The sequence below is a fragment of the Micromonospora echinospora genome (assembly GCF_014203425.1).
Lineage (GTDB): Bacteria > Actinomycetota > Actinomycetes > Mycobacteriales > Micromonosporaceae > Micromonospora > Micromonospora echinospora_A.
This window is the reverse complement of record NZ_JACHJC010000001.1, coordinates 2,062,438-2,083,287: the sequence shown is the minus strand read 5'-3', so window position 1 is coordinate 2,083,287 and position 20,850 is coordinate 2,062,438. Positions and strand designations below refer to the sequence as shown.

Below are 20,850 nucleotides of genomic sequence, written 5' to 3'. Positions count from 1 at the left end.
AGCGGAAGCTTCCTGGACGTTTTCTGAAAAAGCAATGGTCAATCTAGAAGATCATCGATCGGCGGCGGAGTACACCTGGCGCTCCACGCCCGCCGCCAGATCCTCGGCCGATACGCCGGACACCGCCGGAACGGCCGGGTCCGGTGACACGCCGACCACGAGGTACTGCACGTCGGGGAAGCGCTTGTGCCCCGCGACCAGGGCTGCGACCGGCGCTGCACCCACCGCGACCACCATCCGGCAGCGCTGGACGCCGAGCGTGTTGAAGAAGCCCTCGGCGTTCTCCGGCGTCTGCTTTCCGACCACCGCCAGGTGCTGGATTTTGATCGAGGTGGCCGATGACGCCCGTTGCATCCCCTGCCAGCTGGCCGCCGCCTCGGGCCCTGCCAGACCTCGGTCGTCGGTCAGCATGCAGGCCGTGAACGCCCGGTACTGCCGTTCCCGGGGCGGCGGGGCGGGTTCGGGCCAGAGCAGCCACGCAAGCGCCGCGACGGCCAACAGGCCCGCCGTCACAACCGCGACCAACCGCCACCGTCTGTCCACTGTGAACACCGCGAGACTCCCTCCGCCGCGCCGGCTGCGACACCCGGCGGGAGCAAGATACGGCTCTCGGCCCCCGGGCCGGGGCCCGGTCGCTCGGGAACAGGGTCGCCGACAACCTGGCGGCAGCGGGTCGCAGTCGTAGCCGTAGCACGTCGGGCGCATGATCGTGAGCCCGTCCACAGAGCGGTCCTCGTCCACAGGCCGAACCCGCGCATCCCCTCCGCCGGACCCGCCGCACGCATCCTGGCCGGCATGACGAACCGGAACCGAGCCGTCGGCGCGTACGGCGAGCGCTGCGCGCTGCGGCACCTGATCGAGACGGGCCTGCGCCCGGTCGCCCGCAACTGGCGCTGCCCCGAGGGCGAGATCGACATCATCGCCTGGGAGGGCCCGGTCCTCGCCATCTGCGAGGTCAAGACCCGCCGCACCGAGCAGTTCGGCTCCCCCGCCGAGGCCGTCGTCCGGGCCAAGGCCCGGCGCCTGCGCGGCCTGGCCGCCCGGTGGCTGGCCGAGACCGGCACCACCGCGGACGAGGTCCGCTTCGACGTGCTGTCCGTCCGGCTCCCGCTCGCCGGCCCCGCCCGCGTCGAGCACCTCCGTGGCGCGTTCTGACATGGGATACGCGAAAGTGCTGAGCGTCGGCCTGGCCGGAGTTGCCGGGCACCTCGTCGAGGTCGAGGCCGACCTCGCCCCCGGCCTGCCCGCCGTGATCATCTCCGGTCTGCCCGACACCGCGCTGCACGAGGCGCGCGACCGGGTCCGCGCAGCGATCGTCAACTCCGGCCAGAAGTGGCCCAACCGGCGGATCACCCTCAACCTGCTTCCGGCCACCCTGCCCAAGTACGGCTCGGCGTTCGACCTGGCCATCGCCGTCGCCGTGCTCGCCGGCTCGGGTGAGCTTCCACCGGTGGCCCTCGACGCCACAGTCGTGCTCGGCGAACTCGGCCTCGACGGCGCGGTGCGCCCGGTACGCGGCACGCTGCCCATGGTCGCCGCCGCCGCCCGAGCCGGGCACACCCGCGTCGTCGTGCCCGCCGGCAACGCCGCCGAGGCGGCAGTCATCCCCGGCGTACGGGTGTACGCGGTCGACACGCTGCACCGGCTCGTCGCCCACGTCCGCACCGGCGCGCCACTGCTCACCCCGCCCGCTCCGGCCCCGGCCGGGACCCCACCCGGGCCGGACCTCGCCGACGTGGCCGGCCAGCCGCTCGGGCGGCGCGCGCTGGAGATCGCCGCCGCCGGAGGTCACCACCTCGCGCTGCTCGGCCCGCCCGGCGCCGGCAAGACCATGCTCGCCGAACGGCTGCCGTCGGTGCTGCCCGAACTGGACGACGAGGCCGCCCTGGAAGTGACAGCGCTGCACTCGATCGCCGGCCTGCTGCCGCCCGGCGGCGGGCTGCTGCGCCGTCCCCCGTTCCAGGCGCCCCACCACACCGCCACGGTGCCCGCCCTCGTCGGTGGCGGCTCCGGGCTGGCCCGGCCCGGCGCGGTGTCGCTGGCCCACCGCGGGGTGCTGTTCCTCGACGAGGCGCCCGAGTTCGGCAAGGGCGCCCTGGAGGCGTTGCGGCAGCCGCTGGAGAGCGGCCGGGTACGTGTGGCACGCACTCGCGGCGCCACCGAGTACCCGGCCCGCACCCAACTGGTGCTGGCCGCCAACCCGTGCCCCTGCGCGAAGCCGTCCGGCGACGTCGACTGCGAGTGCACGCCGCTGGCCCGGCGGCGCTACCTGGGCCGGTTGTCGGGGCCGCTGCTCGACCGGGTGGACGTGCAGGTCCGACTGCAGGCGGTACGCGCGGCGGAACTGTTGCGGACCGACGCCGCGCACGAATCCTCGGCCACCGTCGCCGCCCGGGTCGCCGCCGCGCGCCAGGCCGCCGCCGAGCGCTGGGCGGCCACCGGGCACCGGGTCAACGCCGACGTCCCCGGCCCGCACCTGCGCCGGCCGCCGTGGCACCTGCCGGCCCGGGTCACCGCGGACCTGCGGCACCGGCTCGACACCGGTTCGCTGTCCGCGCGCGGCTACGACCGCGTACTGCGGCTCGCCTGGACCATCGCGGACCTGGACGGGCGGGACCGGCCCGGCCACGACGACGTCGCGGAGGCCATCCAGCTGCGGACGGGAGAGGCCGCGTGAGCACCGACGAGACCAAGCTGGCGCGGGTCGCGCTCACCTGGCTCGCCGAGCCCGGCACCCGATCCGTGTACGCCCTGGTCGAGCAGATCGGCCCGGTCGGCGCGCTCGACCTGCTGCTGTCCGGCGGCGCGCCGGAGCGGACCCTGCGCTCGGCCGTGGCGGCGCGGGCCGCGGCCGGTGACGCCCGCGCGGTCGCGGCGGAGGCGTTGACCCGGGGCGAGCGGCTGGGCGCCCGGCTGGTCACCCCGGACGACGACGAATGGCCGGCCCAGGTCCGTGACCTCCGGCGGCTGGCGCTGTCCGGCGCCACCCGCCGGGTCGACGTGGAGACCGACCCGCCGCTCTGCTTCTGGGTACGCGGGGCGTGGCCGCTCGGCGAGACGCTGGCGCACTCGGTGGCGGTGGTCGGCGCCCGCGCGGCCACCCCCTACGGCTCGCACGTCGCCACCGAACTGGGCTACGGCCTGGCCGACCGGGAGTGGACAGTGGTGTCGGGCGGGGCGTTCGGCATCGACTCCGCCGCACATCGCGGCGCGTTGACAGCGGGCGGGCGCACCGTCGCCGTGCTGGCGTGCGGGGTGGACCGCCCGTACCCGATGGGCAACGCCGCGCTGTTCGACCGGATCGCCGAGACCGGCCTCCTGGTGAGCGAGTGGATGCCGGGCGCGGAGCCGCTGCGGCCACGGTTCCTCATCCGCAACCGGGTGATAGCGGCGGCGACACGCGGCACGGTGCTGGTGGAGGCGGCGGCGCGCAGCGGCGCCACCCAGACGCTCAACCGGGCGCTCGGCCTCCGGCGCCACGCCATGGTCGTTCCGGGGCCGGTCACCTCCGCGATGTCGGTCGGCGGGCACGAGGTGCTGCGCGAGCGGCCGGACGCCCGGCTGGTCACCAACCTCGCGCACGTGCTGGAGGAGGTGGGACGGATCGGGTACGACCTGACCCCGCCGGCCCGCGCGCCCGAGCGCCCACGGGACCGGCTCGACGAGGAGGCCACCCAGGTGCTGGAGGCGTTGCCCCGCCGCCGGGCGCTCGACCTGGAGAGCGTCGCCGCCCGGGCCGGCGTGGACCTGCGTACCGCCATGCGCAAGCTGTCCCTGCTGGAGGAACTGGCGATGGTGGTGCGCCGCGACGGTGGCTACGCGCTCGCCCCGCCACCGGCCAGCCCGACGTGACCGGCCGGCGCGCGCCCTCTCGGAACCGCCCTGCAACGGGGCCGTGGGACCGGCCTCGGTCTTCTAGGATCACCACTTCGCGTGCGGCGGAAGCCGTTGCGGGAACGATCGCGCCGCGGGCCGGACGCCGGGCGCCGTCACGGGGAGAAGGATGACTGGGGCAGCGAACCGGCGAACACGTCCACAATGGCCAGTAGCACGCGCCGAGGTGCGGCTCGCCGTGCCGGCGTCGGCCATCCCGCTGGCGCACGGAGGTGGCCGATGAGCGCGCAGGAGACCTCGCGCCGCAACCCGGCGGCGGGCCCACCCGGATCCGGGCGTCGGGCGCTCGGCGGCATGCTGGTCGTCGTCAGCCTCTTCGTGCTGTTCTTCGCGTTCCTGTCCCACCGCGACATCGGTGATTACGACCCGAGCGGCCCGACGATGTGCGGCGAGGACGTGATGACGCCCCGGGACCGGTGCATGTTCGGCGCGGGCGACGGCTCCTACCAGGCGCAGAAGGCCGAGGCGGAGAAGCAGCACGACATCAACCTGATGGTCCGGGACATCGGCTTCGTCGCCGGTCCGGCGCTGTTCGTGGCCGGAGTCCTGCTGATCGTGTGGGGCACGCGACGGATCCGGGCCACGCGGCAGCCTGTTAGCGCCTGAGCCGGCGCGGCGCCGCCACGGAAGGGAACGCGCGATCGTTGCGGTGTCAGTCGCCCTCGAACCGGATCTCGGTGTCGCGGCGCTCCGCGCAGCGGCGGGCCAGCCGGGCCAGCCGGCGGATGTGGTCGGCCTCCGCCGGCGCCCGGGCCACCTCGGCCAGGCACCGCAGATCGGCGAGCAGTTGCGACATCCGATCGGTGTCCACGCTCAGCTCGCCGAGCGGGTCGACGCGATCCAGCAGCGGCGTCCGGCCACCTCCGCGGACCCGCGCCAGCAGGCCGAGCAACACGTCCTGCGGGTCCGCGACGACCTCGATCGAGACGTACGCGGGGCGGCGACGACTGCCGCCCGCCGATATCTGTCGGTAGAGGACCGCGTCCACTCCCACTGTCGGCCCCTTTTCGTACCGGGCGTCACCGTCGCGGGACGCGGCTGTCCGATCGCGGCCGGATCGGCCACCCGTGGGGCGCCGGCTCAGCCGCGCTGCCGTCCGGTTGCCGCCCTGTGCCTGGCCGCAGCATGAGTTTCCTCTGTCCAGGCCCGCTTTAGCCACCCCCGCTCGGCGCGGCGCGAACGTCATGCCGAAGGCACGGGCGCACCGGCGCAGGGCATACCGCGGACGCGACGGGGACGACGGTCCGGCCGGCGCGGTGAAGGCGGGACGGCGGCTCAGCGCGCGGCGGCGCTCCGGCCGTACGCTGGACCGGTGATCGCTGTCCGCCTCCGGCACGACCGCGTGCGCCAGGTCGGGGCACCGCGGTGAGCCGGCGGCAGCGTGGCACCAGGGCCGCACACGAGGACCTGCCGTCGTCGATGCGCGAGGCGGTGGACGACTTCGCCGACCACCTGTCGCGAGTGCGCAACCGGTCCGTCCACACCGTCCGGGCGTACGTCACGGATCTCGTGTCGCTGCTCGACCACGCCGTCCGGATGGGTTGCGCCGAACTGCCGGAGCTGGACCTCGCCGTGCTGCGCAGCTGGCTGGCGAAGCAGCGGACCATGGGCGCGGCCCGGACGACGATGGCCCGCCGGGCCGCCGCGGCCCGGACGTTCAGCGCCTGGGCGCACCGCACCGGTCTGCTCGCCGACGACATCGCCGCGCCGCTGGCGAGCCCCCGGGCCCGGCGGGAACTGCCCACCGTGCTGCGGGCCGACCAGGCCGCCGCCCTGATGGAGGCCGCCCGCCCCGCCGACGCCCCGCAACCCGGAGGAGCACCCGGCGCGGACACGCCCGAGGCCGTGCTGCTGCGTGACCGGCTGCTGCTCGAACTGCTCTACGGCACCGGCGTGCGGATCAGCGAGGCGTGCGGCCTGGACGTGACCGACGTCGACCAGGGCCGCCGGGTGGTGCGCGTGCTCGGCAAGGGCGGCCGGGAGCGGTCGGTGCCCTACGGGGTGCCGGCGCAGCGGGCGCTCGACACATGGCTGAGCCTGGGAAGGCCGGCTCTGGCAACGCCCGGCTCGGGCCGGGCGCTGCTGCTCGGGGCGCGGGGCGGGCGGCTCAACCCGACCACCGCACGGCGGATCGTGGCCGACTGGACCGAGGCCGCCGGAGTGCCCCGGGTGACGCCGCACGGGCTGCGCCACTCGGCCGCCACCCACCTGCTCGAAGGGGGCGCGGACCTGCGGGCGGTCCAGGAGCTGCTCGGGCACTCGTCGCTGGCGAGCACGCAGATCTACACGCACGTGTCGGTGGAGCGGCTGCGCGCGGCGTACCGGCAGGCGCATCCCCGCGCCTGACCGGCGGAATCCCGCCGGGTGATGATCCATCCCGGGCTAGGATCGACGGATGACGGTGCCGCAGCCGCCCGAGCCGATTCCCGGCGCTCGGCTGCTCTTCTCCCTCGATCCCTCCGTCAGCCACCTCAACCACGGCTCGTTCGGCGCCGTGCCGATCGCCGTGCAGCGCGCCCAGCAGCGCCTGCGCGACGAGATGGAGGCCAACCCGCTGCGGTTCTTCACCCAGGGCCTGGTCGACCGGATCGCCCACGCCCGGCGGCACCTGGCCGCGTTCCTCGGCGCGGACCCGGACGGCACCGCGCTGGTCGGCAACGTCACCGCCGGCGCGGCGGTCGTGTTGCAGTCGCTGGCACTGCGCCCCGGCGACGAGGTCCTGACCACCGACCACGGGTACGGGGCAGTGGCCCTCTCGATCGCGCGGGAGTGCGCCCGCACGGGGGCGGTGCCCCGCACCCTGTCGGTGCCGTTGACCGCCACCGACGAGGAGGTGGTCGAGATCGTCCGCACCGGGTTGCGCCCCGGGCGGACCCGGCTGCTCATCGTCGACCAGCTGACCTCGCCGACCGCCCGGCTGTTCCCGACCGCGGCGCTCGTCGCCGTGGCCCGGGAGCAGGGCGTGCCGGTGCTGGTGGACGCCGCGCACGCGCCGGGCATGCTGCCGGCCACCGTCGCGTCGATCGGCGCCGACTTCTGGGTGGGCAACCTGCACAAGTGGGCGTACGCGCCGCGCGGCACCGCCGCGCTCGTGGTGGCGCCGCAGTGGCGGGAGAAGATCCAGCCGCTCGTCGTCTCGTGGGAGCAGGACAGCGGCTTCCCGACCCGGGTGGAATGGCAGGCGACGCTCGACTACACCGGCTGGCTGGCCGCCCCGGTGGGCCTGTTCACGCTGCGCAGCCTCGGGGTGGACCGGGTACGGGCGCACAACGCGGCGCTGGCCGCGTACGGGCAACGGGTCGTCGGGGACGCGCTGGGTGTGGCGCCCGAGCGGTTGCCGAAGCCCGGCGGGCCGGCGGTCGCCATGCGTCTCGTGCCGCTGCCGCCGGGCGTCGCGACGACCCTGGACGCGGCCCGGGAGCTACGGGCCCGGATCGCCGACCGGCTCTCCGCCGAGGTGTCGGTGGCCGGCTGGAACGGGCGCGGCTACCTGCGGTTGTGCGGCCAGGTCTACAACACCCCCGACGAGTACGACCGGCTGGCCGTGCGGCTGCCCACGCTGCTCGCTCAGCGCTGAGTGGCGCGTCCGGCGGGGACGGGCCGGTCCAGGCGACGTCGCCCGGACCCGAGCCGGCAGCGGCGCCACTCACGGAGGGCCGTCGGCGTTCGGGTCGAGCGGCAGCAGCCGGACGCGGCCGAGCCCGAGCAGCGCAAGCGGGTCCAGGTACTCCGCGCCGCGTCGCAGCCCCCAGTGCAGGCAGGCCGCGTCGGCGCAGCCGGGATGCCCGGCGAGCAGGTCACCGATCGGGGTACCGGCGTCCACCCGGGTGCCGGCGGTGACCCGGGACCGGACCGGCTCGTAGGTGGTGCGCAGCCCGTCGTGGTGGCCGACGGTGAGCACCGGCCGGCCGGCGACCGAGCCGGCGAACAGGACGGTCCCGGCGCCGGCCGAGCGGACCTGCGCGCCCGGCGCGGCGGCCAGGTCCACGCCCCGGTGCCCGGACATCCACGGCTGCGGCGGCGGGTCGAACCGGCGTGCCACGCGGGGTGGACCGGGCAACGGCCAGCGGAACCGTCCGGCGGTCGCCGGCCCGCCGGGCACGCCCTGGTACCCCGTCGCCGAGACGCCCGGCCCGTCAAGGGCCGCCGCCGAACGGCCCGCCGCCACCGGCCCGTCAAGGGCCGCCGCGGAGCCGCCCGGCAACCAGAAGGCGAGCACGAGCACCAGCAGCAGGCACTTGCCGGCCCGACCGATCGAGGTACGCACACCGCGTACCCTGACCTGCCGCGCGCTGCCCCGCGCGCACCACGCGGCAGTCCTGTGGACGACGCCCCTACTGTGGACGAGCACCGAAATCGGGGCGGATCTGCTACGGCCGGGACGCCTATGCTGGCCGGGTGACGAAGGACTGGTACGCCTGGCACCGCGACTACGACCAGCCCGAATCCGCACTGGCCCGGCGGCTCGCCGAGGTACGGCAGCGCGTCGCCGAGGCACTCGATGCCGCGCCGCCCGGTCCGCTGCGCGCGCTCAGTCTCTGCGCCGGCCAGGGCCGCGACCTCATCCCGGTGCTGGCCGCCCACCCCCGCGGCGGCGACGTGACCGCCCGCCTGGTCGAGCTGGACCCGCGCAACGCCGACCTGGCCCGCCGCGCCGCCGCCGACGCGGGGCTCACCGGCGTCGAGGTGGTGACCGGCGACGCCGCGCTGACCGACAGCTACGCCGACCTGACCCCGGCCGATCTGGTGCTGGTCTGCGGCATCTTCGGCAACATCACCGACGACGACATCCGGGCCACTGTGCGCCACTGCGCCTCGCTCTGCGCCACCGGCGGCACGGTGCTGTGGACGCGGCACCGGCGCGAGCCGGATCTGGTGCCCGTCATCTGCGAGTGGTTCGCCGAGGAGGGCTTCGAGCCGGTCGCGGTGGGCAGCCCGGCCGACGGTGTGGGCGTCGGCGCGCACCGCTTCACCGGCACTCCCCGCCCGCTGACGCGAGGCGAGCGGATGTTCGAGTTCGTGGGCTACGACGTGCTGGAGCGGACGGAACAGCACTGACCACTGTGGACGATGCCAGCCGGCCCTCCCGGGTGGCCGGGCCGGACGAGGCGATCAGCGCCGAGGAGCTTCAGCTCGCCGCCCGCAACCATGGCATTCCGCTGGAGGCGCTGCGCTACGACGTGACCCCGGCGGGCCTGCACTACCTGCTCATCCACTACGACATCCCGGACGTCGACCCGGCCGCATACGCGCTGAGCGTGTCCGGCGCGGTCGAGCGTCCACTGCGGCTGGACCTGGCGGCGCTGCGCGACCGGCCCCGGGTGACCCACCGGGTCACGCTGGAGTGCGCCGGCAACGGCCGCGCGCTGCTGCATCCCCGGCCGGTCAGCCAGCCCTGGCTGGTCGAGGCGGTGGGCAACGCCGAGTGGACCGGTACGCCGCTGGCGCCGCTGCTGCGCGAGGCGGGTCTGTCCGGCGACGCGGTGGACGTGGTGTTCACCGGCGCGGACCACGGCGTGGAGCGCGGCGTCGAGCAGGACTACCAGCGGGCGCTGCCGGTGGCCGACGCGCTGCGCGAGGAGGTGCTGCTGGCGTACGAGATGAACGGTGCTCCCCTGCTGCCGCAGCACGGCGCGCCGCTGCGCCTGATCGTGCCCGGCTGGTACGGCATGGCGCACGTGAAGTGGCTGCGCGACATCGCGGTGACGACCGAGCCGTTCGACGGCTACCAGAACGCGGTGGCGTACCGGTTGCGGCGCGACGCGGACGATCCCGGCGTGCCGGTGACCCGGATCGAGCCGCGCGCCCTGGTGCGCCCGCCCGGGTTCCCGGACTTCATGTCCCGCACCCGGGTGGTCCGGCCAGGGCGGTGCACGGTGGACGGCCGGGCCTGGTCCGGGCACGCGCCGGTGACGTCCGTCGAGGTGACGATGGACGGTGGCGGGACGTGGACGCCGGCGGTCCTGGACGAGCCGGCCGGGGGCGAGTGGGCGTGGCGCCGGTGGTCGGTGAGCTGGACGGCGACCCCGGGGCGGTACGTGCTGGGCGCCCGGGCGACCGATGCCTCGGGGCGGACCCAGCCGGTGGAGCAGCCGTGGAACCGGGGCGGGTTCGCGAACAACCTGGTGCAGCGGGTCGAAGTGGTCGTGCCGGAGCGGTGATCCGGGGCGGCGGGCCGCCCGGGCTCAGCTCCCGAATCCGGAATCTGCGGGAAGCGAGATGTCGGGCTTTTCGAGCTCTTCCACATTGACGTCCTTGAACGTCATTACTCGGACGTTCTTGACGAAACGGGCAGGGCGGTACATGTCCCACACCCAGGCGTCGTGCATCTCGACCTCGAAGTAGACCTCACCGTCCGAGTTGCGGACGTGCAGGTCGACCTGGTTCGCCAGATAGAAACGGCGCTCGGTCTCCACCACGTAGGAGAACTGGCGGACAATGTCGCGGTACTCCCGGTAGAGCTGCAGCTCCATCTCGGTCTCGTACTTCTCGAGATCTTCCGCGCTCATCGCACTCCGCCTTCCATAACCACATCTTCCCCCACCGACGCCGGAGGTCGCGGCTGCTCGCCCAACGCCACGCCGACGGTACCCCCTGGCGCGCCGGTGCGCCCCACCGGCTCGTCCGGGCGCCCGGCGAACGCACTGGGCCCGAGTCCCGGCAGCCCGGCCGCGGGCTCGGGTGGCGCCGCGTCCGCGCCCGCCGGGCGGCGGGCGCGGGGAGGCCGTCCGTCCCGTCCGGAGACGGCGGCCACGTTCACGTACGAGAAGCGGTGCTCCCGGCAGGGCCCGAGCGCGCGCAGCGCGGCGCTGTGCTCGGCGGTGATGTAGCCCTTGTGCTCGGCGAAGCCGTAGCCGGGGAACCGCTCGTCCAGCTCCACCATGATCCGGTCCCGGGTGACCTTGGCGAGCACGCTCGCCGCCGCCACGCACGCGGCCACCCGGTCACCCTTCCAGACCGCCAGCCCCGGCACGTCGAGCCCGTCGACGCCGAAGCCGTCGGTCAGCACGTACTCCGGGCGGGTGGTCAGCGAGGCGAGCGCCCGGCGCATCGCGGCGAGGTTGCACACGTGCAGCCCGCGGGCGTCCACCTCCTCGGCCGGGATGACCACCACGGCGTACGCGAGCGCCCGCGCCACCACCTCGTCGTAGACGCGCTCCCGGGCGGCCGGGGTGAGCAGCTTGGAGTCGGCCAGCTCGTCGATCTCGCCGCGGCGCCCCTCGGGCAGCACAGCGGCGGCGGCGACCAGCGGCCCGGCGCAGGCTCCGCGGCCCGCCTCGTCGGCGCCCGCCACGTACCGGAAGCCCCGCCGTTGCAGGGCCCGCTCCAGGGCGTAGAGGCCGCCGTCGCGGCGCACCACAGTGCGCGGCGGGGTCAGCATGCGCCGGCTCCCGCCAGCACGGCGCCGAGCCGGCCGGGCAGGTCCGGCGGGTAGTAGCGCTCGGCGGAGGCGGCCAGGTCGGTCACCGTCCACCAGCGGTGCCCGTGCACGCTCACGCGCTCGACGTCGTTGAAGCCGGTGGTGTCGACCTCCCAGCCCGCCACCCGGACCAGGTAGAACTGCTGCTCCTGGCGGTACCAGACGCCGTCGAACGGGAACTCGACAGTCTCCGACCAGACCGGCGCGCCCAGCTCTGCCGGGGCCAGCCGCAGGCCGGTCTCCTCGGCCAGCTCACGGGCCGCGCCGTCGGCCGAGGACTCCCCCGCGTCCAGCCCACCGCCGGGGGTGAACCAGTAGCGGTGACCCGGCCGGGCCGGATCGCTACCCTCGAAGAGCAGCACCCGGTCGGACGCGTCGACCAGCAGCACCCGGGCCGCGCGACGAGGAGTGTAGACGGTCACCGCACCAGCCTGCCAGACGGCTGCGACGAACGACCACGCCCTCCCGCCGGCGGCCGGGGGTGGGCGTGGGTGCGCGCGGAAGCCGTCGGGTCAGGGATTGGGGATCCCCTCGAACTGCTTCGGGACGCTGAGCCAGGTGGCGCGGCTGACCGGCCAGAAGATGGTGAAGGCCCGCCCGACGACCTCGCCCTCCGGGATGGTGGCGACGCTGATGTCCTCGCCGGACTGCTGCCAGTGCTCCAGCGAGTCGCCGGAGGCCTCCCGGTGGTCGCCCATGACCCACAGCCGGCCCTTCGGCACTGTGATGTCGAAGTCCTGGTCGGCGGGCTTGTTGCCGGGGAAGATGAACGGCTCGTCGACCGGCTTGCCGTTGATGACCAGCCGGTCCTGCCCACCGGTACGGTCGCAGCAGACCACGTGATCGCCGCCGACGCCGATCACCCGCTTGATGAAGTCCTCGCCGTCGGGGTTTCCGCTCCACTCGGTGGGCGCCTTGAAGACGATCACCTCGCCCCGGTGCGGCGAGCGGAAGTCGTAGACCAGCTTGTTGACCAGCACCCGATCGTCGATCTTGAGGGTGTTCTCCATGGACGGCGACGGGATGAAGAAGGTCTGCAGCACGAAGGCGCGAACCAGCACTGCGACCAGGATCGCCACACCCAGGAGGATGGGCAGCTCCTTCCAGAAGGAGTTGCGTGGCTTCTCGGTCTGCTCGTCGATCACGGGAGGAGCCTACGTCCCCGGGTGCGGCGCAGTCGCCCCGAACCCGCGAGAACGGCGAGCGTCGCCGCGACCGGCACAATCAGGACGACCCCGCCCACCGGGTCGGGGTCCACCAGGACCGGACCGGCGGCCGCGGCGGCGTCCGCGCGCGGCACGTTCGTGAACGTCTCCGGTACGGGCAGGGTGGTCCAACGCTGCGACGGCCAGACGATCATGAAGGCCCGGCCGATCACGTTCTCGATCGGCACCGGCCCCTGACATCGGGCGTCCTGCGAGACCAGCCGGTGGTCACCCATCACGAAGATCTGCCCCGGCGGCACCACCACCTCGGTGAACTGCCGGGACCGGCACTCCTTCGGGTTGGGCGGCAGCTCGGCGGGCGAGTCCTCGGAGACGTACGCCTGCTCGTCCAGCGGGGTCCCGTTGACCACCACCCGGCCGTCGTCGCAGCACCAGATCTTGTCGCCCGGCACGCCGATGACCCGCTTGATGAAGTCCTTCTCACCGGGGCGGCTGACGCCCACCAGGTCACCGAGCGTGCGGCTGACCTGGCCGGCGAAGTTGGTCGGCGGCGCGGGCGCCTCCTGGGCGACCCAGCGGTCGGTGCCGCGGAACACCACCACCTCGCCGCGGACCGGGTCCCGGACGTCGTAGACGACCTTGTTGACGAGCACCCGGTCGCCGACGAGCAGCGTGTTCTCCATCGACCCGGAGGGGATGAAGAACGCCTGGAGCAGGAACGAACGGATCAGCACCGCGAGGCAGAACGCCACGATGAGCAGCAGCGGCAGCTCCTGCCAGAGCGGCATCTGGCGACGCCCGCGCCGGGCTCGCCGGCGCCAGGGATCGGCGGCGCCGTCCTCGTCAACCATTTGCACCATGCCACTCTCCGGTCCGCGGAAACGACACTACCGCCCGGGAGTCTCCTCGGAGACCCCACGGGCGGCAGTGGACCGCTTCGCGCCGTCCGGCTGCGCCCGTACCGACCAGGGTAATGCGGTCTGGTCGATACGACATCCGCGCAGCTCGGGCGGCGTGGCGAACGAAAGTCAGTTCGCCGGCTGCTTCTCCCGCAGCTCCTTGATCTTGGCCTTCTTGCCCCGCAGCTCGCGCAGGTAGTAGAGCTTGGCCCGGCGCACGTCACCGCGGGTCACGATCTCGATCCGGTCGATGCCGGGGCCGTTGAGCGGGTAGGTCCGCTCCACGCCGACGCCGAAGCTGACCTTGCGGACCGAGAAGGTCTCGCGCAGACCGTCACCCTGGCGGCGGATGACGACGCCCTGGAAGATCTGGACCCGGGACCGGGCGCCCTCGACGACTCGCGCGTGCACCTTGACGGTGTCACCGGCACGGAAGTCGGGCAGGTCGGTACGCTTCGACTGGGCGTCAAGGGCGTCCAGGATGTTCATCGCTGCGTCCTCGTGAGGCTCACTGCGCATCGTCAGTCGATGCGCGAACGGGTGATTCTGACCCCCGGGTGGTGACCGGCTTCGCCGGCCCCGGTCGAGGGTCCTCGCAGCCGCTCACGGCGTGGGCGGATGCGGCAACCCCTCTACTTTGCCACATGCCCCGGTGGCGGGGAAAATCCACCCCGGTCCAGCGCCGCCCCGTCCCGCTTGTCGAGCGTCTCCGGAGGCAGCGCGCCGATCATGTCGGGCCGGCGGGCCGCCGTGCGCAGCAGCGCCTCGTCCCGGCGCCAGCGGGCGATCCGGCCGTGGTCGCCGGAGCGCAGCACCTCCGGCACGTCGAGCCCGCGCCAGGTCGCCGGCTTGGTGTAGAGCGGGGCTTCCAGCAGCCCGTGCGCGTGCGACTCCTCGTCCAGCGAGCCGGCGTTGCCCAGCACGCCGGGCAGCAGCCGGGTGACCGCCTCCAGGATCACCAGCACGGCCACCTCGCCGCCGAAGAGCACGTAGTCGCCGAGGGAGACCTCGGTCACCGGCATCCGGGTCGCGGCGTGGTCCAGAACACGCTGGTCGATGCCCTCGTACCGGCCGCAGGCGAAGAGCAGGTGCGACTCGGCGGCCAGCTCGTGCGCCATGGCCTGGGTGAACGGCACGCCGGCCGGGGACGGGACGATCAGCCGGGGCAGCGTGTGCCCGTCCGGGCTCAGCTCGCCCGGGGCCAGCGCGTCCAGCGCCTCCCCCCACGGCTCCGGCCGCATGACCATGCCAGGGCCGCCGCCGTAGGGCGTGTCGTCGACGGTGCGGTGCACGTCGTGGGTCCAGGTCCGCAGATCGTGTACGGCCAGCCGCAGCGTGCCGTTCGCGCGGGCCTTGCCGATCAGCGACAGATCCAGCGGGGCGAAGTACTCGGGGAAGATCGACACGATGTCGACGCGCATGCGGTGGCTCCAGCCGGAGGTCGAGAGCTAGAGGTCGAGCAGGCCGCCGGGCAGGTCGACGACGACGCGACCGCCGGCCAGATCCACCTCGGGCACTATCGCCTTGACGAACGGGACCAGCGCGGTACGCCCCTCGGGACGCCGCAGCACCAGCATGTCGGACGCGGGCGCGTGGTCGATGCGGGTGACCTCGCCCACGTGCTCCCCGTCCCGGGTGACCACGGTGAGCCCGACCAGCTGGTGGTCGTGGAACTCCTCCGGGTCCTCCGGCGGGGCGACGTCGGCGCTGTCCACGCCGAGCAGCGTGTTGCGCAGCGCCTCGGCGACGTCCCGGCCCAGCACGCCCTCGAAGACGACGAGCAGGCGCCCCTGGTGCCAGCGGGCCGACTCGACGGTGAGCGTCGGCGGCACCCGCCAGGCGCCGGGCTCCGACGGGACCACCCCCGGCTCGGTGGTCAACACCGAACCGGGGGCGAACCGTGCTTCGGGCTCATCGGTGCGCACTTCCACGGTGACCTCACCGCGGATGCCGTGCGGCTTGCCGATGCGGCCGACGACGAGAAGCATCAGTACGAGTCGACGATGTCGACGCGTACCCCACGCCCGCCGATGGAGCCGATCACCTGGCGCAGCGCCTTGGCGGTCCGGCCGGACCGCCCGATCACCGTGCCGAGGTCCTCGGGGTGCACGCGGACTTCGAGGCGCTTGCCCCGACGCGAGTCGACCAATCGCACCCGGACGTCGTCCGGGTGGTCGACGATCCCCTTGACCAGGTGCTCCAGGGCGGGACGCAGCGCCATGTCAGGCCTGCTCGCCGGACTCGGCACCGGTCTGCTCCTCGGCCTTCGGCTCGGCAGCCTTCGGCTCCTCCGCCTTGGCGGCGGCCTTCTTGGCCGGCTTGGCCGGGGTGTCCGCCACGCCGGCGGCGGCCTTCGCCTCGGCCTCGTACGCCGCCTTGCGGTCGGCCCGCTCGGGGGCGACCTTCAGCGGCGGCGGGGCCGGCAGGCCCTTGAACTTCTGCCAGTCACCGGTCAGCTCCAGCAGGCGCTGCACGGCCTCGCTCGGCTGAGCGCCGACCGACAGCCAGTACTGGACCCGCTCCGACTTGACCTCGATCACCGAAGGGTCTTCCTTCGGCTGGTACACACCGACGAACTCGATCGCGCGACCGTCACGCTTGGTGCGCGAGTCGGCGACGACGATGCGGTACTGCGGGTTGCGGATCTTGCCCATCCGCAGGAGCCGGATCTTTACGGCCACAGTTGTTTCGCTCCTGTTGCGATCTCACCGGCCCGTACGGGCGGTGTGGCGGGTGAGCGCCGACCGGCACAGTGGGGTTTGGGCCGGAGACTGCTCGGTGAACTGGCGACGCGCCCGGGTTAGAGGGCGCCGGACGCGTGCCGGATACCAGCCGACCATTCTGCCAGATCCGGCCCGGAACTCTCACACCGGACCCGGACACCACGCCCGGGGCGGGCCGGGCCGTGACGGACGACACTCGCTCAACGCACCGGCGGGCGGTCCCACCCAGATGGAAGTTCGTCCGGTACGTCCCATTCGGCGGGCGGGGTGAAGTCGCACCAGGTGCCGTCGAACGGGAACTCGCCCGCCTCGGCGATCCGGATCACCCGCTCGCCCTCGGCGCGAACCGCCTTCTCGTCGGTCACCCAGTAGTGCTCCGGGAACGCCAGCCGCTCGGCGAACTCGTCCTCGTCCTTCCACTCCCAGCTCAGGTCCGGGTGGACCACGACGTCGAGGTCCTGGTCGACCATGTCGACGCCGGCCACCGCGCCGTCGTCCCAGCGGACGCCGGGCTCCTCCAGGTTGACGTACCAGTTCTGGAAGCGGCCCGCCGCGTCGCGGAACCACCAGACCGAGTGGGCCGCGCCGGTGGGCAGGAACTTCAGCACCGGCGGCCCGTTCCACAGCCCTTGCGCGAGCCGGTAGGACGACGTCACCCACTCGGCGAACGGCACGGCCCGCATGCCCAGGCCGGCCGCTGTCACCTCGTGCGCGACGGGCGCTGTCCGCGCCACCCAGAGCAGCAGGCCGCGCTCGTCGTCGGAGACCACGCGGGCCGACCGGACCCAGCCGATCCGGCCGTGCCGCACGTTCCGGTGCATGATCATCCGCCCCGGCTCGAACCGCACGCTCACCCCCACCGTCGTGTTAACAAGGGCCCCCGCCTATGCGGAATGCGTTAAGAGGGGGCCCTTCCTTACACCTCAGTAGGCGCGGGCGAGGATCGCCACTAGGTCGGGCTCGTCCTCCGAGTCCGGCACCGAGCCGTCGGCGCGTACCAGGCAGCGGACCGTCACGCCCTGGCCGTTCGCCTCGGCCTCGCCCTCGACGCCGACCGCCGACCACGGCACCCGCGCCCAGCCGGTGGCGGACGCCTCGATCGCCTCGGCGAGCGTCGACACCTCGACGGTGCGGGACCGGCGGAACTCCAGCGCCTGGTCGTGCAGCGCCCGCTGGTCGGCCTCCAGCGCGGCCAGGACCGCGCCGACCACGTCGGCCACCGGCGTCGGGGCCTTCGAACCGTCAGTACGCCGGACCACCACCGCGTTGCCGGCGGCCAGGTCACGCGGGCCGACCTCGACGCGGACCGGGTAACCGCGCAGCTCGGCGTCGACGGCGCGGCGGCCGAACGCGGTGTCGGTCCGGTCGTCCAGCGCCACCCGCACCCCGGCGTCGCGCAGCGCGTCACAAAGCTTTTGTGCCGCCTCGGCAGGGCCGCCAGGGCCCTCGCCGTCCTTGACGATCATCACGTACGCCTGGATCGGCGCCAGCTTCGGCGGCACCCGCAGCCCGTTGTCGTCGCCGTGGCACATGATCAGGCCACCGAGCATCCGGGTGGACGTGCCCCAGGAGGTGGTCCACGCGTGCTCCCGGCCGCCCTCGGCCGAGGAGTAGTTGATGTCGAACGCCTTGGCGAAGTTCTGGCCCAGCTCGTGGCTGGTGCCGAGCTGGAGCGCCTTGCCGTCGCCCATCATGCCCTCGCACGTGTACGTGGCGGTGGCGCCGGCGAAGCGCTCCCGGGCGGTCTTCAGGCCGACGACCACCGGGATACCGAGCACGTTGACCATCAGGTCCTCGTACGCCTCGTGCAGGATCCGCCGCGCGTAGGCGCGGGCGTCCTCACGCGTCGCGTGCGCGGTGTGCCCCTCCTGCCAGAGGAACTCGCTGGTGCGCAGGAAGATCCGCGGGCGCAGCTCCCAGCGGACCACGTTGGCCCACTGGTTGAGCAGCAGCGGCAGGTCGCGGTACGAGTCGATCCACTTGGCCATGAACTCGCCGATGACCGTCTCGCTCGTGGGGCGCACCACCACCGGCTCGGCGAGCTGCTTGCCGCCACCGTGCGTGACGACTGCCAGCTCCGGCGAGAAGCCCTCGACGTGCTCGGCCTCCCGCTTGAGGTAGCTCTCCGGGATGAACAGCGGGAAGTACGCGTTCTCCGCGCCGGCCGCCTTGATGCGGCCGTCCATCTCGGCCTGCATCCGCTCCCAGATGGCGTAGCCGGCCGGTCGGATCACCATGGTCCCCCGGACCGGGCCGTTGTCGGCCAGCTTCGCCTTGGCGATCAGGTCCTGGTACCAGCGGGGAAAGTCCTCCGCACGGGGAGTGAGCACGCGTGCCATGACCGCACATCCTATGCGCCGTGCGGGGCGGGGTTGCGCCGGGGAGCCGGGCCGCGCCGTGTCGTGCGGCGCGGCCGTAGACTTCGACGGCGATGGGTGAGACACGGGACGCGATCGTGGAGGCCGCCCGGGCGCAGACCGTGGCCCTCGGGTGGGACCGCGTCCGGATGGGCGCGGTGGCCGCCGCCGCCGGCGTCAGCCGGCAGACGGTCTACAACGAGTTCGGCACCAAGGCGGGCCTGGGCGAGGCGCTCGCCCGGCACGAGGTGGACCGCTTCGTTGGCGAGGTCCGGGCCGCGCTCGGCGAGCACGACACCGACGTGCGGGCGGCCGCGTACGCGGCGATCCACCGCACGCTCGCCTCGGCCGCCGAGAACCCGCTGGTACGGGCCGTGCTGACCAGCACCCGGGGCGGCTCGGAGGAGTTGCTGCCGTACCTGACCACACGCTCGGAGCTGGTGCTCGCCGAGGCCGCGGCGGCGCTGCTGGAGTGGACGGGGAAACGCCTGCCCGACGCCGATCCGACGGCCCTCGCGTTCGCGGCGGACAGCGTCGTACGCCTGGTGGTGAGCCACATCGTGCTGCCCGGCGGCCCGGTCGACGAGACCGCCGACCGGCTGGCCGACCTGGCCGTACGCCTGTTCCTGATGGCGGCGACGGCCCGCTAGGACCGCCCGCGAGGGCGGCGGCCGGTCAGCGGACGACCCGGCCGCGCAGGACGATGCGGCTCGGCGTCCGGACCACCCGCAGGTCGCGGCGCGGGTCCTCGGGGTAGACCACCAGGTCGGCGAGGCCGCCCTCGACCAGCCCGGGGAAGCCGAGCCACTCCCGGGCCCGCCAGGAGGCGGCGGCGAGCACGTCCGGCGCGGACATGCCGGCCTGCTCGTGCAGCAGGAGCATCTCCTCGGCCGCGAGCCCGTGGTCGATGCCGCCACCGGCGTCGGTCCCGACGTAGATCGGCACGCCCGCCTCGTGCGCGGCGCGCACCACCTCGGGGAAGCGGTCGCGCAACGCGAGCATGTGGTCGGCGTACCCGGGAAACTTGGGCCGGGCCTGCTCCGCGATGTGGCCGAACGTCCGGATGTTGATCATCGTGGGAACCAGCGCGGTGCCCTGCCGGGCCATCAGGTCGATCAGGTCGAGGCTCAGCCCGGTGCCGTGCTCCACCGAGTCCACCCCGGCCCGCACCATGATCTCCACCGCCGACTCGGAGAACGTGTGCACCGCCGCGCGTACCCCGGCGGCGTGCGCGCCGGCGACCGCCGCGGTCATGGTGTCCGCGTCCCAGGCCGGTGCCAGGTCGCCCACCCCGCGATCGATCCAGTCGCCGACCAGCTTGACCCAGCCGTTGCCGGCCGCGGCCTGCGCGGCCACCGTCTCGGCCACCTCCGCCGCGCCAACCTCCACGCCGACATCGCGCAGGTAGCGCTTGGGCGGCGCGACGTGCCGGCCCGCGCGGGCCAGTCGCGGCAGGTCCGGCTCGTCCTCCAGTTCGGGGTACGGGTACGGCGAGCCGGCGTCCCGGATCGCCAGCACACCGGCGTCCCGGTCGATCCGGGCCAGGTCCCGCGCCTGGTCGAGGGAGGTGATCGGGCTGCCGCCGCGGGCGATGCCGATGTGGCAGTGCGCGTCGGTCAGGCCGGGCAGCACGAAGCCGCCGTCGGCCACCGTCTCGGCGCCGGGCACCGGTTCGAAGGTGACCCGGTCACCGACCAGCCAGACGTCCCGGACCTCGTCGTCGGGAAGGAACACACCGCGCACGTGCAGAGCCATGTGCACAGTCCTACCCGATCAGTCCTCCTCGACGGCGAGCAGGTCGTTGCGGCGCGCGGTCAGGGCCGGCAGATCGACAGAGACCTTCCAGGGCCGCTCGGTGACGAACAGATCCTCGGTGTGTGCCAGTTGCTCGTACTCGCGGGCGGCGCCGTCGAGCGTGTACTCGGTCAGCGCGATCCGCTCGTGCTGCGGGTCCACCACCCAGTAGGAGCGGACCCCGGAGCGGGCGTAGACCTTCGCCTTGTCGTACAGGTCGCGGAAGTGCGACGTCGGCGAGACGACCTCGACCGCGAGCAACGCGTCCTCGACCGGGACCGGAGACCGGCCGGCGTGCTTGCGCCGGATCACCACCACGTCCGGGCGCGGCTCGTTGCGGCGGTCGACCCGCATGGACAGGTCGATGCTCACCAGGAACTCCGGCGGGCAGTTGATGCGCATCGCGAGCAGCAGCTCGACGCAGATCTCCTGGTGCAGGGCGGTGGGCGACGGCACGATCAACCTTCCGTTGATCAGTTCGTACGGAAGGTCCTTGGGCAGGTCGCCCAGGTCGTCGACCGTCCATTCGTGCCGCTCGGGCAGGATCGGCGCCGCGGTCATGACATCTCCTTCCAGAGGGCGAACCGACCCTAGGTG

Annotated in this window: 26 protein-coding genes; 9 read left to right on the top strand and 17 right to left on the bottom strand. The window is 73.7% G+C overall.

Annotation, left to right across the window (positions count from 1 at the left end; all coding sequences use genetic code 11):
- Positions 1 to 51 precede the first annotated feature (51 nt).
- On the bottom strand, positions 52 to 411 hold the full coding sequence (locus FHU28_RS09985; RefSeq protein WP_184683062.1) for a hypothetical protein: 360 nt from the start codon (positions 409 to 411) through the stop codon (positions 52 to 54).
- A 384-nt stretch (positions 412 to 795) separates the two neighbouring features.
- Here FHU28_RS09985 and FHU28_RS09980 point away from each other — a divergent pair, with 384 nt between their 5' ends.
- The 4 genes from FHU28_RS09980 (at position 796) to FHU28_RS09965 (ending at position 4,500) form a co-directional block, all read left to right on the top strand.
- Complete coding sequence (locus FHU28_RS09980; RefSeq protein ID WP_184683060.1) at positions 796 to 1,155, top strand: YraN family protein; 360 nt, start codon at positions 796 to 798, stop codon at positions 1,153 to 1,155.
- Position 1,156: 1 nt separating this feature from the next.
- Entirely contained in the window at positions 1,157 to 2,677 is a 1,521-nt protein-coding gene (locus FHU28_RS09975) for a YifB family Mg chelatase-like AAA ATPase (protein WP_184683057.1), read from the top strand.
- The gene (locus FHU28_RS09970) at positions 2,587 to 3,852 is read left to right on the top strand and encodes a DNA-processing protein DprA (RefSeq protein ID WP_376700863.1); all 1,266 of its coding nucleotides are present in this window, start codon (positions 2,587 to 2,589) and stop codon (positions 3,850 to 3,852) included. Before FHU28_RS09975 ends, FHU28_RS09970 begins: the two co-directional genes overlap by 91 nt.
- A gap of 261 nt (positions 3,853 to 4,113) precedes the next feature.
- Positions 4,114 to 4,500 (top strand): hypothetical protein, encoded by a 387-nt coding sequence (locus FHU28_RS09965; protein WP_184683053.1) that lies wholly within the window; start codon positions 4,114 to 4,116, stop codon positions 4,498 to 4,500.
- Positions 4,501 to 4,546: 46 nt separating this feature from the next.
- Here the strand turns inward: FHU28_RS09965 and FHU28_RS09960 are convergent, their stop codons facing one another.
- A complete protein-coding gene (locus FHU28_RS09960; RefSeq protein WP_184683050.1) occupies positions 4,547 to 4,888 on the bottom strand; it encodes a hypothetical protein in 342 nt (113 codons plus the stop codon).
- A gap of 425 nt (positions 4,889 to 5,313) precedes the next feature.
- On the opposite strand from FHU28_RS09960, the gene FHU28_RS09955 reads away from it, so the two are divergent.
- Positions 5,314 to 6,240: a tyrosine recombinase XerC gene (locus tag FHU28_RS09955; protein WP_184689389.1), complete on the top strand. Its 927-nt coding sequence runs from the start codon at positions 5,314 to 5,316 to the stop codon at positions 6,238 to 6,240.
- 49 nt (positions 6,241 to 6,289) lie between these two features.
- Positions 6,290 to 7,471, top strand: coding sequence for an aminotransferase class V-fold PLP-dependent enzyme (locus FHU28_RS09950; protein WP_184683048.1), 1,182 nt, complete (start codon positions 6,290 to 6,292; stop codon positions 7,469 to 7,471).
- Positions 7,472 to 7,540: 69 nt separating this feature from the next.
- On the opposite strand, the gene FHU28_RS09945 is transcribed toward FHU28_RS09950, so the two are convergent.
- Positions 7,541 to 8,125 carry a murein hydrolase activator EnvC family protein gene (locus FHU28_RS09945; RefSeq protein WP_376700862.1) on the bottom strand — a complete coding sequence of 195 codons (585 nt, stop codon included), beginning with the start codon at positions 8,123 to 8,125 and terminating at the stop codon, positions 7,541 to 7,543.
- A 167-nt stretch (positions 8,126 to 8,292) separates the two neighbouring features.
- Between FHU28_RS09945 and FHU28_RS09940 the strand changes: the two genes are divergently transcribed.
- Both FHU28_RS09940 and FHU28_RS09935 read left to right on the top strand, forming a co-directional pair.
- A complete protein-coding gene (locus FHU28_RS09940) occupies positions 8,293 to 8,952 on the top strand; it encodes a methyltransferase domain-containing protein (RefSeq protein WP_184683045.1) in 660 nt (219 codons plus the stop codon).
- A gap of 5 nt (positions 8,953 to 8,957) precedes the next feature.
- Positions 8,958 to 10,055: a sulfite oxidase gene (locus FHU28_RS09935; protein WP_311773555.1), complete on the top strand. Its 1,098-nt coding sequence runs from the start codon at positions 8,958 to 8,960 to the stop codon at positions 10,053 to 10,055.
- A gap of 24 nt (positions 10,056 to 10,079) precedes the next feature.
- Here the strand turns inward: FHU28_RS09935 and FHU28_RS09930 are convergent, their stop codons facing one another.
- From FHU28_RS09930 to proS, 12 genes are all read right to left on the bottom strand, one after another.
- On the bottom strand, positions 10,080 to 10,403 hold the full coding sequence (locus FHU28_RS09930) for a DUF2469 domain-containing protein (RefSeq protein WP_011905215.1): 324 nt from the start codon (positions 10,401 to 10,403) through the stop codon (positions 10,080 to 10,082).
- A complete protein-coding gene (locus FHU28_RS09925; RefSeq protein ID WP_184683043.1) occupies positions 10,400 to 11,275 on the bottom strand; it encodes a ribonuclease HII in 876 nt (291 codons plus the stop codon). Before FHU28_RS09925 ends, FHU28_RS09930 begins: the two co-directional genes overlap by 4 nt.
- Positions 11,269 to 11,736, bottom strand: coding sequence for an NUDIX hydrolase (locus FHU28_RS09920; RefSeq protein ID WP_184683041.1), 468 nt, complete (start codon positions 11,734 to 11,736; stop codon positions 11,269 to 11,271). Before FHU28_RS09920 ends, FHU28_RS09925 begins: the two co-directional genes overlap by 7 nt.
- A gap of 90 nt (positions 11,737 to 11,826) precedes the next feature.
- Positions 11,827 to 12,459 carry a signal peptidase I gene (lepB, locus tag FHU28_RS09915; RefSeq protein WP_184683039.1) on the bottom strand — a complete coding sequence of 211 codons (633 nt, stop codon included), beginning with the start codon at positions 12,457 to 12,459 and terminating at the stop codon, positions 11,827 to 11,829.
- Positions 12,456 to 13,340 (bottom strand): signal peptidase I, encoded by an 885-nt coding sequence (lepB, locus tag FHU28_RS09910; RefSeq protein ID WP_184683037.1) that lies wholly within the window; start codon positions 13,338 to 13,340, stop codon positions 12,456 to 12,458. The genes lepB (FHU28_RS09915) and lepB (FHU28_RS09910) overlap by 4 nt, the downstream gene beginning before the upstream one ends.
- 168 nt (positions 13,341 to 13,508) lie before the next feature.
- A complete protein-coding gene (gene rplS, locus FHU28_RS09905; RefSeq protein WP_073830369.1) occupies positions 13,509 to 13,868 on the bottom strand; it encodes a 50S ribosomal protein L19 in 360 nt (119 codons plus the stop codon).
- A gap of 143 nt (positions 13,869 to 14,011) precedes the next feature.
- Entirely contained in the window at positions 14,012 to 14,800 is a 789-nt protein-coding gene (trmD, locus tag FHU28_RS09900) for a tRNA (guanosine(37)-N1)-methyltransferase TrmD (protein WP_184683035.1), read from the bottom strand.
- A 27-nt stretch (positions 14,801 to 14,827) separates the two neighbouring features.
- Positions 14,828 to 15,367, bottom strand: coding sequence for a ribosome maturation factor RimM (gene rimM, locus FHU28_RS09895; RefSeq protein ID WP_184683033.1), 540 nt, complete (start codon positions 15,365 to 15,367; stop codon positions 14,828 to 14,830).
- The gene (locus tag FHU28_RS09890; RefSeq protein ID WP_172836435.1) at positions 15,367 to 15,627 is read right to left on the bottom strand and encodes an RNA-binding protein; all 261 of its coding nucleotides are present in this window, start codon (positions 15,625 to 15,627) and stop codon (positions 15,367 to 15,369) included. Before FHU28_RS09890 ends, rimM begins: the two co-directional genes overlap by 1 nt.
- Entirely contained in the window at positions 15,602 to 16,060 is a 459-nt protein-coding gene (gene rpsP / locus FHU28_RS09885; protein WP_073830372.1) for a 30S ribosomal protein S16, read from the bottom strand. Before rpsP ends, FHU28_RS09890 begins: the two co-directional genes overlap by 26 nt.
- A gap of 242 nt (positions 16,061 to 16,302) precedes the next feature.
- Positions 16,303 to 16,950: a ribonuclease FAU-1 family protein gene (locus FHU28_RS09880; RefSeq protein ID WP_184689380.1), complete on the bottom strand. Its 648-nt coding sequence runs from the start codon at positions 16,948 to 16,950 to the stop codon at positions 16,303 to 16,305.
- 75 nt (positions 16,951 to 17,025) lie between these two features.
- A complete protein-coding gene (gene proS, locus FHU28_RS09875) occupies positions 17,026 to 18,441 on the bottom strand; it encodes a proline--tRNA ligase (protein ID WP_184683031.1) in 1,416 nt (471 codons plus the stop codon).
- Between the two features lie 92 nt (positions 18,442 to 18,533).
- On the opposite strand from proS, the gene FHU28_RS09870 reads away from it, so the two are divergent.
- Entirely contained in the window at positions 18,534 to 19,109 is a 576-nt protein-coding gene (locus FHU28_RS09870; protein WP_184683029.1) for a TetR family transcriptional regulator, read from the top strand.
- A gap of 25 nt (positions 19,110 to 19,134) precedes the next feature.
- Here the strand turns inward: FHU28_RS09870 and FHU28_RS09865 are convergent, their stop codons facing one another.
- Positions 19,135 to 20,214: an amidohydrolase family protein gene (locus FHU28_RS09865; RefSeq protein WP_184683028.1), complete on the bottom strand. Its 1,080-nt coding sequence runs from the start codon at positions 20,212 to 20,214 to the stop codon at positions 19,135 to 19,137.
- A gap of 18 nt (positions 20,215 to 20,232) precedes the next feature.
- Positions 20,233 to 20,814: a Uma2 family endonuclease gene (locus FHU28_RS09860; RefSeq protein ID WP_184683026.1), complete on the bottom strand. Its 582-nt coding sequence runs from the start codon at positions 20,812 to 20,814 to the stop codon at positions 20,233 to 20,235.
- Between the last annotated feature and the right edge of the window lie 36 nt (positions 20,815 to 20,850).